Source organism: Dyella kyungheensis (assembly GCF_049913195.1).
Classification (GTDB): Bacteria; Pseudomonadota; Gammaproteobacteria; order Xanthomonadales; family Rhodanobacteraceae; genus Dyella; species Dyella kyungheensis.
The window spans coordinates 1,900,886-1,913,951 of the sequence record NZ_CP183983.1 but is presented as its reverse complement, the minus strand read 5'-3'; the positions used below and the strand labels follow the sequence as shown (position 1 = coordinate 1,913,951).

13 protein-coding genes are annotated in these 13,066 nt (G+C 65.2%); 9 read left to right on the top strand and 4 right to left on the bottom strand.

What is annotated here, in order from left to right; all coding sequences use genetic code 11:
• Positions 1-29: 29 nt before the first annotated feature.
• Positions 30-674 (top strand): PadR family transcriptional regulator, encoded by a 645-nt coding sequence (locus ACN9MB_RS08475; RefSeq protein WP_204635553.1) that lies wholly within the window; start codon positions 30-32, stop codon positions 672-674.
• A complete protein-coding gene (locus tag ACN9MB_RS08470; protein ID WP_204635552.1) occupies positions 667-1,035 on the top strand; it encodes a Fur family transcriptional regulator in 369 nt (122 codons plus the stop codon). The genes ACN9MB_RS08475 and ACN9MB_RS08470 overlap by 8 nt, the downstream gene beginning before the upstream one ends.
• 3 nt (positions 1,036-1,038) lie before the next feature.
• Here the strand turns inward: ACN9MB_RS08470 and nfi are convergent, their stop codons facing one another.
• On the bottom strand, positions 1,039-1,731 hold the full coding sequence (nfi, locus tag ACN9MB_RS08465; protein WP_426271483.1) for a deoxyribonuclease V: 693 nt from the start codon (positions 1,729-1,731) through the stop codon (positions 1,039-1,041).
• 84 nt (positions 1,732-1,815) lie between these two features.
• On the opposite strand from nfi, the gene ACN9MB_RS08460 reads away from it, so the two are divergent.
• From ACN9MB_RS08460 to ACN9MB_RS08435, 6 genes are all read left to right on the top strand, one after another.
• Positions 1,816-4,251, top strand: coding sequence for a DUF3772 domain-containing protein (locus tag ACN9MB_RS08460; protein ID WP_204635551.1), 2,436 nt, complete (start codon positions 1,816-1,818; stop codon positions 4,249-4,251).
• A gap of 49 nt (positions 4,252-4,300) precedes the next feature.
• Complete coding sequence (locus ACN9MB_RS08455) at positions 4,301-5,116, top strand: helix-turn-helix domain-containing protein (RefSeq protein WP_426271482.1); 816 nt, start codon at positions 4,301-4,303, stop codon at positions 5,114-5,116.
• A gap of 84 nt (positions 5,117-5,200) precedes the next feature.
• Positions 5,201-6,043: a DUF72 domain-containing protein gene (locus tag ACN9MB_RS08450; protein WP_204635549.1), complete on the top strand. Its 843-nt coding sequence runs from the start codon at positions 5,201-5,203 to the stop codon at positions 6,041-6,043.
• Between the two features lie 61 nt (positions 6,044-6,104).
• Complete coding sequence (locus tag ACN9MB_RS08445) at positions 6,105-6,548, top strand: ribonuclease domain-containing protein (protein ID WP_426271481.1); 444 nt, start codon at positions 6,105-6,107, stop codon at positions 6,546-6,548.
• Positions 6,545-6,979: a barstar family protein gene (locus ACN9MB_RS08440; protein ID WP_204635547.1), complete on the top strand. Its 435-nt coding sequence runs from the start codon at positions 6,545-6,547 to the stop codon at positions 6,977-6,979. Before ACN9MB_RS08445 ends, ACN9MB_RS08440 begins: the two co-directional genes overlap by 4 nt.
• A 13-nt stretch (positions 6,980-6,992) precedes the next feature.
• Positions 6,993-7,214 carry an RNA-binding S4 domain-containing protein gene (locus ACN9MB_RS08435; protein WP_426271480.1) on the top strand — a complete coding sequence of 74 codons (222 nt, stop codon included), beginning with the start codon at positions 6,993-6,995 and terminating at the stop codon, positions 7,212-7,214.
• On the opposite strand, the gene ACN9MB_RS08430 is transcribed toward ACN9MB_RS08435, so the two are convergent.
• Complete coding sequence (locus ACN9MB_RS08430; RefSeq protein ID WP_426271479.1) at positions 7,211-8,035, bottom strand: arylamine N-acetyltransferase family protein; 825 nt, start codon at positions 8,033-8,035, stop codon at positions 7,211-7,213. The two genes, ACN9MB_RS08435 and ACN9MB_RS08430, sit on opposite strands and share 4 nt — an antisense overlap.
• Before the next feature lie 178 nt (positions 8,036-8,213).
• Between ACN9MB_RS08430 and msrA the strand changes: the two genes are divergently transcribed.
• On the top strand, positions 8,214-8,921 hold the full coding sequence (gene msrA / locus ACN9MB_RS08425) for a peptide-methionine (S)-S-oxide reductase MsrA (protein WP_239535433.1): 708 nt from the start codon (positions 8,214-8,216) through the stop codon (positions 8,919-8,921).
• A 248-nt stretch (positions 8,922-9,169) separates the two neighbouring features.
• Here the strand turns inward: msrA and ACN9MB_RS08420 are convergent, their stop codons facing one another.
• Together ACN9MB_RS08420 and ACN9MB_RS08415 are read right to left on the bottom strand one after the other, a co-directional pair.
• Positions 9,170-11,920 carry a putative bifunctional diguanylate cyclase/phosphodiesterase gene (locus ACN9MB_RS08420; RefSeq protein ID WP_426271478.1) on the bottom strand — a complete coding sequence of 917 codons (2,751 nt, stop codon included), beginning with the start codon at positions 11,918-11,920 and terminating at the stop codon, positions 9,170-9,172.
• A 71-nt stretch (positions 11,921-11,991) separates the two neighbouring features.
• Positions 11,992-12,765 (bottom strand): TenA family transcriptional regulator, encoded by a 774-nt coding sequence (locus tag ACN9MB_RS08415; RefSeq protein WP_204635543.1) that lies wholly within the window; start codon positions 12,763-12,765, stop codon positions 11,992-11,994.
• Between the last annotated feature and the right edge of the window lie 301 nt (positions 12,766-13,066).

The window sequence follows — 13,066 nt, the reverse complement described above, 5'->3', positions numbered from 1 at the left end:
CTGTTACTTACGATATATCGGAGTTAGTCATGGGATTTCGTCATTTGTTCGATCGCCACCACGGTCACCACCATCACCACTGCCACGAAGGCCGCGACGCCTGGGCCCGCGAAGCCATCGGCATGGGCCGCGGACGCGGGCGCGGCCGGGGTTTCGGCGACGACGAGGGTGAAGGCGGCTGGGGCGGCATGGGTGGGCGTTTCCGCGGGGGCCGCGTATTCGGCCACGGCGACCTCAAGCTGATCCTGCTGGCCCTGATCGCCGAACAGCCACGTCACGGCTACGAACTGATCCGCACCATCGAGGAGATGTTCGACGGCGCCTACGCGCCCAGTCCCGGCGCGGTCTACCCCACCCTCACCCTGCTGGAAGAACTGGGTCACGCCAGCGTGCTGAGCGAGGAAGGCAAGAAGCTCTACACCATCACCGCCGAAGGCAAGGCATTCCTGGCGGAAAACAAGGAAGCCGTCGATGCGGTGATGTCGCGCATGCAGGAGACCGCCAAGATGTTCGCCCGCGCCGCCGCCCCGATGGCCTTGCGCGAGGCCATGCACAGCCTCAAGCGTGCGTTGTTCATGCATGGCGGTCCGTGGAATGCGGAAGAAGTGAAGCGCATCGGCGAAATCATCCGCAAGGCGGCGGAAGAGATCGCCAAGGGCCGCAAGGATGGTTGAGGCGAAGCCCGCCACGCCGCCAGCGGACATCCACCAACTGCTGGCGCAGGTGGGACTGCGCGCCACGCCGCCGCGCCTGGCGATCTGGCAGGTGCTGCACGAGGCGAACGACGAGCTCGACGCAGTCGCTTTGCTGCGTCGGGCCCAGTTGATCGAGCCACGCACCAGCCTGGGCACGGTGTATCGCTTCCTGCGCGAACTGGAACAGCACGGGCTGGCCAGTCCGCGCCCGGTGGCACACGAACGCTCGCGCTGGCGATTGGGGCCGCCCGACGCATCGATGTCGCCACAGCCCCCGGCCCTTGCCGTGATGGCTCGCCTCGCAGCGGCGCTCGGCTACCGGCTGGTTCGCACGGGCTGAAAGTCAGCGCCGCACGGTTCCCCGTTGCGATGCCAGTCGGTCGGCCAGCCGCGTCGGCTCGGGCAGGCGGTATTTGCGCCCGAACGCCAGCACCAGTTCCGGTGCGGTGGCCATGCTCACGCGGTGACCCGGCGACACGATCAACGGGCGAATGCGATCCTTGCTGCGCAGCACGCAACCGATCACTTCGCCTTTGTATTCCAGCGGCTGACGATCGCCGCGATGCGGTCCGACTTCCTCGTGCACGCCCACCAGGATGGATTTGCCCACGCCGATAGTCGGCAAGCCACTGATCACGCCCAGGTGCGCGGCAATGCCGAGACGTCGCGGATGCGCCACGCCGTGGCCGTCGACGAACACAAGGTCCGGCACTTGCGGCAGCTCCGACAAGGCCTGCAGCAGCGCGGGCAATTCACGGAACGAGAGCAGACCGGGAATGCAGGGCATGCGCGTGGCTTGTCGCGCGACGACTTCCGCGACGGGTGCCATCGTCTGCGCATCGATCAGCACGGCTGCCGCGCGCGTCACCGCACCGCTCTCTTCGAAGCCCACATCCACGCCGGCCACATGCTTCAACGGCGGATAGTCGTCCACCAGTCGCACCTGCGCGGCCAGTTCCGTCTGCAGCCGGCGTGCCTTGGCCACGTTGCCATCCCAGGGCGGCATGGCGTTCGTCATCTCGATGGCAATCATCATCAGAGGGTGAATGCCTGGGGCTGAACGCACCGTCAAGACGATTTATTCATTGACCGGTTCAGGACCGGTCGGGATCATGCCCGCATGCCTATCCTGTCTCGCTTGCTGCTGATCCTCCTGCTCGCCCTCGCCGGCGCCACTCCTGCGCTCGCCCAGGACACCCCGAACAACGGGCAAATCCAGCAGCCGCAACTGGCGACGCCCGATCAGCTGAGTGCGCAGCTCGATCAGATCAAGAAAACGCTGACCAACAAGACCACGCTCACCGACGAGATCCTGTTCGACGCACGCAGCAAGGCGCAGGCCTTGCAGCAGCAGGCCGACCAGTTGACGGCCAGCCTCGCGCCCCAGGCCGATGCACTGAAGGCCAAGCTCGACGTGCTGGGCCCCGCGCCCGCCAAGGGCGCACCGGCGGAAACGCCGGAAGTGGCCAGCCAGCGCAAGCAGTTGACCAAGGACCAGACGGACCTCAGCGGCCAGATTACGCAATCGAAACTGCTCAGCCGCGAAAGCCAGCAACTGCTCGCGGAAATCGCCGCACTGCGCCGCAATCTGTTCCAGGCACAGATAAGCCAGCGCAGCGCCTCGCCGCTGAGCACGGCGTTCTGGAGCCGCTTCGCCCAGAGCCTGCCCGACGACAGCGCCAACTTCGTCCAGCTGTGGCAGTCGCTGAAGGGGGCGATCGCGCAGGCATGGCAGCCGGCCAACCGCGTGCCGTTCATCAGCTGCCTGCTTTCGGCCATTGCCCTGGTTGCGGTCGGTCGGCGCCTGCTCGAATCGAAGATGCTGGACATGGCGGCTCGCTATCTGCCGTCCGGTCATCTGCGCCGCAGCGCCATGGCCTTGCTGGTGACGGTGGGCACCACGCTGACCTACGGCATCGCCGCATGGCTGATCTACCTGGCGGTGAACTGGAACGGCGTGTTCGATCAGGAGCTGGACGAGCTGGTGCGTCCGCTGGTTCGACTGATGTTCTACGTCGCCACCATGGCCGGCCTGGGACGCGCCCTGCTGATGGTGAAACATCCGTCCTGGCGCCTGCCGCCGGTGTCCGACAACCTGGCCACGCGCCTGTGGCCGTTTCCCACCTTGATGGCCTACAGCGCGCTGCTGCTTGGCGTGATCGAGCGCGTCACCAACGACATCAGCGCCAGCCTCGCCACGGCGATGGCGGCGAACGCGCTGGCGGCCACGCTGATTGGCGGCTTGATGGCTTATGCGCTGGTGATCATGGGTCGCGCCCGCCGTGCCCTGCTGGCCAGCGGCGGCACACCGGCCCCGCGACCGCTGTGGGTAGGCGTGCTGATTCTGTGCGCCACGCTGGGCATGTTCATCACGCTGCTGGCGGTGCTTACCGGCTACATCGCGCTGGCCTTCTATGTGGCGCGGCAGACGCTGCGGGCGGGTTTCCTGATCGCTGCGCTGTACATGCTGATGCACCTGATCAACGACCTGTGCGAATCGCTGTTTTCGCCCGATTCGCGTACCGGCACGCGGCTGCAGCAAAACTTCGGCGTGACGCCGGCGCGGCTGGAGCAGTCGGCGACGATTCTTTCCGCCGTGGGCCGCGTGTTCCTGCTGCTGTTCGCCATCCCGCTGATTCTTGCACCCTATACCGCAGGCCCGAACGAACTGGTCACCCGCGGCACCCGCGTGCTCGATGGTTTGCCGCTGGGCACGCTCACCATCCGACCCGTCGACATCTTCAATGCGCTCGTGGTGCTGGTGGTGGGCTACGGCATCGTACGCCTGATCAAGCGCTGGCTGAGCAAACAACTGCTGCCCAAGACCTCGCTCGACATCGGCATGCAGATGTCCATCGTGACCCTGCTTGGCTACGTGGGCGGCATCCTGGTGTTCGTGCTGGTGCTTGCCGCCCTCAATGTGAATGTGCAGAGCATCGCCTGGGTGGCGAGCGCGTTGTCGGTCGGTATCGGTTTCGGCCTGCAGGCGATCGTGCAGAACTTCATTTCCGGACTGATCCTGCTGGCCGAACGGCCGGTGAAGGTCGGCGACTGGGTCAGCCTCAGCGGCGTGGAAGGCGACATCAAGCGCATCAACGTGCGCGCCACCGAGATCCAGCAGGGCGACCGTTCCATCGTGATCGTGCCCAATTCGCAGCTGATCACCCAGAACGTGCGCAACGTGACGCTCGCCAATGCGCTGGGCCGCGTGCAGATCCGCCTGCCGATGCCGCTGAGCAGCGACCCGGGCAAGGTTCGCCAGATCATCTTCGACATCCTGCGCAACCACTCGGTGACGCTCAACACGCCGGCGCCGAGCGTGCAATTGGACAGCATCGATGCGGGCTCGATGATGTTCGTGTGCACGGCCTACGTGAACAATCCGCGCGATGCAGGCACGGTGAAGAGCGACCTGCTGTTCGAGATACTCGACCGCCTGGGCAAGGCCGATCTGCCGCTGACCACGCCGCAGGACATGGTGGTGCGCACCATGCCGCACGATCCTGGGACGGCGCCGAATCCGGATGCGACTGTGTTCCCGGGCAAGTCGACCTGACAGCTTGAACGTATCGGCCTAGACTCCAGGCGTTGCCCGGAGTCAGCCGATGGGACACCACGTCGTCGTACCTGCACCGCCGCTCGATGCCCTGGTCTCGCGCCTGTGGGACTGGGACATGCCGCCGGCCGCCCATCATTTCGAACGCGTATTGCCGGTGCCTGGCGCCGCGCTGATCATCAATCTTCACGAGAACGAAACGCGCGTCTACAGCGACGACACCGAGCGGCGTTGCTCGCGCGCGGCTGCCTCGGTGATCGGCGGCCCCTGCCTGAGCAGCCAGATCATCGATACCGCCGAACAAGTGCGGGTGATCGGGGTGGTGTTCCATCCCGGCGGTGCACATGCCTTCACCGGCGAAGATCACGAAGCCCTGGCGAACCGGGACATCGGCCTGGAAGACATCTTCGGCCACAGCGCGCACGCGCTGCGCGAACGACTGCTGGAGACGCCCTGCCCGCATGCCCGCCTGGTCGTTCTCGAGCAATGGCTGCTGGCCCGCATGCGCATGCCCCGGCTGGCACCCGAAGTGCTGCACGCGCTGAACGACATCGGCGCGCGGCCGCAGCTGGCGCGCATTGGTCCGCTGGTGCGGGATACCGGCTTGTCGGAATATCGTTTTGGCCGTCTGTTCCGCCGACAGATCGGCATGGGACCGAAGCGTTACGCGCGGCTGATGCGCTTTCGCCGCGTGGTGGATGCGGTGTATCGATCGGAAGCGGTCGACTGGAGCGGCGTGGCCGTCGACGGCGGCTACGGCGACCAGGCACATCTCGTGCACGAGTTCCGCGCATTCGCCGGCATGACGCCCACCGCGTTCATGGCAGCGCGTGGGCCGTATCCAAATCACTTGCCGCTGGACTGAGCACTAAGCTGTAGCAAACGCGTAACGCTGCGTTTCTTCACTTTCCCCGTGGCATGATTCGTCGTCCCCTTCGAGTCCACTGCCATGCCTGCCGATCTGTTTTCGCCCGCACCCACGCAGGGTCCTGCATCGCGCATCCGCGTCGGCATCGGCGGCTGGAACTTCGCACCGTGGCGCAACAACTTCTACCCCAGCGGACTGGTGCAGCGCCGCGAGCTGGAGTACGCCAGCCGCCACCTGCGCGCGATCGAAATCAACGGCACCTACTACGGCGCGCAGAAACCCACCACCTATGCGAAATGGGCGGCCGAAACCCCTGAGGGATTCGTGTTCTCGCTGAAAGCGCCGCGGTATGTCACCGAGGGCAAGCGCCTTGCCGACGCCGGTCGCGGCATCGACGGCTTCGTCTTCGGCGGCCTTGCCGAATTCGGCAACCGGTTGGGCCCAGTGCTGTGGCAGCTCACGCCCACGCGTCCGTTCGACGGCAACGACCTCGCCGCCTTTCTCGACCTGCTGCCGCGCGAGCTCAATGGCCAGCCGATGCGCCACGTGCTTGAAGTGCGTCACCCGAGTTTTCTTGACGAACGCTACGTGGAACTGGCGCGCTCGTACCGCATCCCCACCGTGTTCACCGATTCGTCGAAGTACCCCTCGCTGGCCGACCTGACCGGCGATTTCGCCTATGCGCGGCTGATGCTCAGCGAATCGCATCTCGATACCGGCTACGCGCCAGGCGACCTGGACGACTGGACCACGCGCGCGCAGGCCTGGGCCGAGGGCAACGATCTGCCGGAACTGCCGCACGTGTCGGCACCGCTGAAGAAGCAGGCACCGCGCGACGTGTTCATCTACTTCATCAGCAGCGCGAAGGAACGCAATCCCGCCGCTGCCATGGCACTGCAGCAGCGGGTGGACACGGCGGGCTGACGCCGGCGTGCCTCGGCGCGCCGGACGTTCTACACTCGCGCCACTTCGCCAGGCCCCCCTTATGCGCTCACTCAAACCCTTGCTTCTGCTGGTCGTGCTGGCCGTGGCGGCGCTGCTGTGGGGCCGGCATAGCCCGGAGCCTGCTCCGCAAGGCACGGCGACGCCGCAGGGCAGTGTGGTGCCGCAAGATGCAGCCGCACCGCGCACGACACCGGCACGCAGCGACTCGCTGCCCTCGTTCCTTCCGCCGGAAGCGGGCGACACCCTGCGCCGCATCGCCAGCGGCGGTCCATTCGAACATCGGCAGGACGGCGTGGTGTTCCAGAACCGCGAAGGACGACTGCCTGCCAAGCCCCAGGGCTACTATCACGAGTACACAGTGGATACGCCCGGGCTCGACTACCGCGGCGCCCGGCGCATCATCACCGGCGGCACGCCGCCGCAGATTTACTACTACACCGACGACCACTACCGTACGTTCCGCCAGTTCGAGGGTTCACGATGAGCGCGCAATTCGATCTCGATTTCGGCGATGCCGACCATGGCGGCATCTTCTTCGTCACCAGCGAAGACCTCGAGCCGCTGGCTGAAGCGGCCGGCATGCAGGGCCTGCGCGTGTGCCGTATCAGCCTGGCCGACTACACCGACCACGACGCCCTGTTCGATCGCCTGACCCTGGCGCTGCGTTTGCCGGCCGATTTCGGCCGCAACTGGGATGCGCTGGCCGACAGCATGCGCGATCTCTCATGGCTGAAAGCCACCGGCTACATCCTGCTGTTCGATCACGCCGAACAGATGCGCAACCGCAACGAAGACGACTTCGATACCCTGCTCGACATCCTCGAGGAAGCGGTCGATTACTGGCAGGATGCCGACACACCCTTTTTCGTGTTCTTCGCGCTGCCCGAAAGCGCGTTCGACGACACCGACGCCTGAGCACCTTATCCCCATGCAAGAACTCGATTTCGACCTGGACCGCGACTACGTGGAACTCAACCAGCTGCTGAAGCTGGTCGGCCTGTGCGACAGCGGCGGCGCAGGCAAGGCCATCGTGGCGAGCGGCGTGGTGTACGTGGACGGTGCGCAGGAACTGCGCAAGACCTGCAAGATCCACGCGGGCCAGGTGGTGCAGCTGGAAGACTTCGTCATCCGCGTGAACGCGATCGATTAGGCATCAGGCATCGGCAGCGCGCCGAGTTTCGCATCCAGCAGCGGCGATGCCGGCAGGCGGATGCCGAATTGTTCCTCGATCACCCGCTTGATCTCGTCCGTGCTCTGCAAGGTGCGGCGCTCCGATTCGTGTCCCAGGCTGTGCACCACGAACTCGCGGTTGCGCAAGCCCAGCCGGCGGTCGGCCAGCGTGCGCGCCACGATCAGACTGTGCCGAAAATGCGATGAGGGATAGGTCGACGTGAAATGGTTGCCCACCACATAGTCGATCGCTTCCGCCGTTTGCAGACGGAAGCGGTACAGCGTGCGCCATTGATCGCGAACCAACGCCTGCGTGCGCCATTGCGTACCGTCGGTGATCAGCCGGAACGGCTCCAGCGAGGTGGGTTGCGCCTCATCGACCACCAGTCGTAACGCGCCGCCCAGCGCCATGCTGCCGAAGCCCACGTCGGCCAGCCAGCTCTCGCCTTCCACTTCCACCCGCACCAGCATGTGCGTCTGCGGAACCTCGGCATCTTCGGGCTGGTTCCACAGCACGCGGGCGATCAGTCCGCTCGCGTCGAAACCGATCGCCTTCAGCGCCGCCAGGAACAAGCCGTTCTGCTCGAAGCAATAGCCGCCGCGCTGGCTCTTCACCAGCTTCGCTTCGATGGCCGCCAGCTCCAGCGATACCGGCGTGCCCAGCAAAGGATCGAGGTTCTCGAACGGGATGGCCGCGATGTGCGCCGTGGCGAGCGCGCGCAGGGTCGTCACGTCGACGCGCGGCTCACCGACGAAGCCGATGCGTTGCAGGTAACCCTCCAGATCGAGCAGGTGCGGCATGGGCGAAGTCCACGGAGGCGGAAGCCGCACGATAACACCGCCTTGCCGGCGCCTTCGCATCTCCACCGCGGGGAGCTGGCAGGATGGAGGTAACCGGAGGCAGCCGGTCGGCGAATAAGCAAGCAAGGCCCGCCACTCCCGCTGCGGGCTGCCTCTCTCTTCGATGGAGCGTTCCTTCATGAGCATCCGCCGATTCAAGCTGTTTCCCGTGCTCGCCAGCGTGTTGCTGATGGGCGGCCTGGGCGCCTGCACACTGGCTACCGCAGGCAGCGACAATGCCCCGTTACCCGATCCCGCCGTCGATGCCAGCACTGCCCAGGGCGACCAGACAGCCGTTCTCGCAGGCGGTTGCTTCTGGGGTCTGCAGGCCGTGTTCCAACACGTCAAAGGCGTTAAGAAAGTGGTGGCGGGTTACTCCGGCGGGCAGGCGAATACCGCCGATTACGATCGCGTCAGCGATGGCGACACCGGCCATGCCGAATCCGTGAAGATCGTCTACGACCCCAGCAAGGTCAGCTACGGCCAGTTGCTGAAGGTGTACTTCTCGGTCGCCACCGATCCAACCCAGCTCAATCGCCAGGGTCCGGACGTCGGCACGCAATACCGCTCGGCGATCTTCTACGGCAACGACGAACAGAAGCGCATCGCCTCGGCGTACATCGCGCAGTTGACGGCGGCACACGCGTTCGGCGATCCGATCGTGACCCAGGTGACACCGCTGAAGGGCTTCTACGACGCAGAGGCCTATCACCAGGACTATGCGAAGCGGCATCCGAACGACCGGTACATCGTGTTCAACGACGCACCGAAAGTCGTGCATCTGCAACAACAGTTCCCGGACCTGTACGTGCCCGATCGCGAAGTGGTGAGCGTGACGCTGCACTGAGACCAGCGAGGGCAGGAATCTGTTCTAACCCTGCCTACCCCTCACAGTCACCATTCCCCTCACCGTCATTCCGGCGCAGGCCGGAATCCAGTAGCGACTTGGTTCAGTTATCGCGATTGCCAGTCACGCTCTGGGATGGCTCGCGAAGACTTGACACCGCGGCGACTGGATTCCGGCCTGCGCCGGAATGACGATGAGGGATGTGTGACGTTGGGCGGCCATTTGTAAAGGCCCTTAGGACAACACACTCAGCTCGCCTCAGGCGGCACCAGGCGCAGATGCGAGTTGCCCTGGCGTCGCCCGGGGCTCAGCAGTTGGACGATGACTTCGGGTTCGACCGGGCGCGAATAGAGGAAGCCCTGCCCTTCCACGCAACCGGCGCGCAACAGGAAGCGGTGTTGCTCTTCGGTCTCGATGCCTTCGGCAATCGGGCTGATGTCCAGGCGGCGGCATAGCGTGAGCATGGATTCGACGATGGCGCCGTCGCTGGCGTCGTCCGGCAGGCCGGCGACAAAGCTCTGGTCGATCTTCAGATAGTCGATGGCGCGCAGCTTCAGATAGCTCATCGACGAATAACCGGTGCCGAAATCGTCGATCGCCACGCCCACGCCCAGCGAATGCAAGGCGTGCAGCGTGCGCTCCATTTCTTCGCCCAGGCGCAGGATGGCGCCTTCGGTGATCTCCAGCATCAGGCGCTCGGGCGCCAGCCGGCGCGACTCCAGCAGCATGCGGATCTCGTCGACGAAATTGGCCTGGCCGAACCAGTTGGCGGACACGTTCACCGCCATGCGCAACGGAGGCAGGCCGGCCTTGTCCCACACCGACATCTGCTCGCAGGCTGCCTGCAGCACCCATTGGTCGATGCGGCGAATCAGGCCCAGCTTCTCCGCCATCGGAATGAACTCGCCCGGCGCGATCAGGCCGCGCTGCGGGTGATACCAGCGCAGCAGGGCTTCGACCGCCACGATGCGACCCGTGCGCATTTCCACCGTGGGCTGGTACATCAGGCGGAACTCGGCTTCCGACAGCGCCTTGCGCAATTCCGAGGCCAGCGCGATGCGGCGGCGCGCATCGGCCTGCATGCGCGGCGAATAGAAGCGGAACGCGTTGCGCTCCTCCGTCTTGGCGGCATACATCGCGGCATCGGCGTTGGTGATCAGCGTCGGAACGTCGGTGCCGTCCAGCGGAAAGCAGGCGATGCCGATGCTGGCGCTGAGCGCAAGTTCGTAGTCGCCCACCGCGAACGGCGTCGACAGCACGCTCAGCAATCGCCCCGCCAGCGCGCTGGCCTGCTCACGCGAATGCAGGTCCGACAGCAGCACGGTGAACTCGTCGCCACCGATGCGACCGGCCACGCCGTGGTCGCCCAACTCGTAGACGATGCGCTCGGCCACCTTGACCAGCAGGTGATCGCCGATGGCGTGGGTGTAGCTGTCGTTCACCGTCTTGAACGCGTCCAGGTCGATGAAGACCACGGCAGCCATGCCACGCTCGCGATCGGCGGCCGCCACGGCCTGCACGCAGCGGCGTTCGAACTCGGCGCGGTTCGGCAGGCCGGTCAGCGTGTCGTGCGCGGCCATGTACTGCAGGCGCTGTTCGTTCGCCTTTGCCGCGCTGATGTTGTTGATCACCGCCACGTAGTGCTGCACCTCGCCTTCCGGGTTGCGGATGGCGCTGATGCTGAGCAGTTCGGGATAGCTGGTGCCATCCATGCGGCGGCTGCGCACCTCGCCCACCCAGTTGCCTTCGGCTTCGATCACATCCCACACGGAGTTCGGCAGCGGCGATCCGTCAGGCAGGCAGCGCAGGTCGTCGAAGCGCAGCCCCTGCAGGGCCTGCACGGTGAAGCCGGTCATGCGGATGTGCGCGGCATTCACGCGCGCCACGCGGCGGTCCGCCTCGGCGATGATCACGCCTTCGGCAATGCTGGCCAGTGCTTCGGAGGCGATGCGCCGTTGCTGCTCGAGGCTCACCCGCTCGGTGATGTCGCGAAGAATGGACTGGCGCACATTCTGCGTGCCCCAGTGGGTCACGCTGCTGCGCATCTCGACCGGGCGCAGTTCGTCGTCCGGGCCGCGCAACTCGCCCGTTACCGCGCCATCGGCGCGATGCAGCAACGGGGTAAAGAACGTGGAGAGTTCCTCGCCGGTGAGGTTGTCCACGTCGCGGCCGGTCCATTGCAGCGCCGTGCGGTTCGCCTCCAGGATGCGGCCGCTGTCGTCGTCGACCATCAGGATGGCGTCGGCCGCGCTGTTGAACAGCAGGCTGTAACGCTCTTCGGTGCCGCGGATGCGCGTCAGGATGCGCTTCGCCATCACCAGCCACAGCAACGACGCGATACAGGCGGTGAGGAACACCGCGATGAACAGCACCCCGCCCAGCCAGATGGCGCCCTGCGCCACTTCGAGCGAGAAGCCGTTGGTCAGCGGTTCGAGCTGGTTGTTCAGCCCGTTGATGCGGTCCAGTTGCCAGCGCAGCCAGTCGGGCTGCGGCTGGCCGCTCGCATAACCCTCGCTCAGTTCCTTCGATACGGCATTCAATTGGCCAAGCGGACCATCCGCGGCGCGCCACAACGAGACTGCCTCGCGCATGTGCGGGGCACCCGTGCAGCATCTCAGCATGAAGATCATGCCGGGCTCGGCCTGCGGCAAGATCTTGCCGCGCTGGAAGGCCTGGTGAACCAGGGTGCGGTCGTAGTGGCCCGACGCGATGGCGTCGCGTGCCCAGCCGTCCGACGACAGCAGCTCGTAGTTCTGTTGGAACGCGGCAAGGCGGGCGGGGTCGCCCGACTGCGCATAGGCCGCCAGATCGACTACCGCCTGCTTCTGCGCCTTGCTCCAGACACTCTCGCCGTTGAGGAAACCGGCGAGAGTGACCTGGACCTGGAGGGCTCCCCAGGTAAGCATGAGAATCAGGCCGATCACGGCCACCAGCCCATAGGCCAATGGCCTCAGGCGCCGGGACAGCGGTCTTGGAGAGGTGCTACGGATCAAATCCATGGCGTCCTTTTACACGACCACTTCATAAAGCTACATCTCGCCCCGTCACGCTGTCGACGACAAGACCCCCGTTACGCGGCTTGCTCTTCCACTTCACCCACCGTGTGCTGCACCAGGCAACGTTCGAGCCCGTAATGCAAACTCACGTAGCTGCGCTCGATGCACTCGCGCAGATGCTCCACTTCTTCGGCGGCAGGCTGGCTACCCATAAGAGTACAGACGATCTCCAACGCTTCCCATGGATGAGTATCGTCATAAGCCGCGTGTAGCTGAAGCCAACGCAGGGTGGACTTTCGTCCGGCCGCCGGCAGGCTGTTGGCGTACGCCACGCTGTCGAACACCTTCTGGGACCACTCGCCGGTCACGCCTTCGATGGCGTAGTTGGTGGCGGCGATGCCGGCAGCGAGCGTGTCGCGGGCGCAAACGTCGTGGCACCACTCGGCCGCCGTCTGGGTGCCGCGCGGCGGCAGACCGTCAAGGACTTCTTCACGCGACACGCCCGATCCCTCGGCCCAATCCAGCCAATACTCCGCGTGGTTCTGTTCCACGCGGATGTTACGGACCAGCCAACGTCGTGCCATGTTGTCGCCGGCGCTTCGTCCATAACGCGTCTTGAGCAGGCTCAGCGCCATGAACCCCGGGAAACGCTCGATCAGCGACCAGGTACCGACCATGAAGTTGCGCACGGTGGCCAGGTCGATACTGCCGTCGCTCATCATGTCCCACATCACATGATCGCGGACGCTCCGGCGGGCGGGTTCGCAGGCCTCGATCATCTCGCGCGCCCATTTCGGGTAGCTGGACAGTTCGGTCAGCGTGCCAGTGCGTACAGTGTTGGTGTTCATGCAGTTTCTCCAGTCTATCTAGGGAATACCGCCGGACCCTGCCGGCGGCCCGGCACGTACCCCGTGCCAGACCTGCAGTGTGGTCACGCCATGGATGGCTTGCGAACGCCGGTCTCGTCACCGTCCGGCGAAATGCACGCAAATATTTGACAAACATTGAAAAAACGGAAATCCGCAAACGCATTCCCGGCGATCTCGTGACCAGAAAATGGCGTCGAATTACCGACGAACGCCAACTTTTTGACGCTACACCCACGCATGGGAAGCTGCCGTCGACGCTATGACGGGCACGCGGACGGCG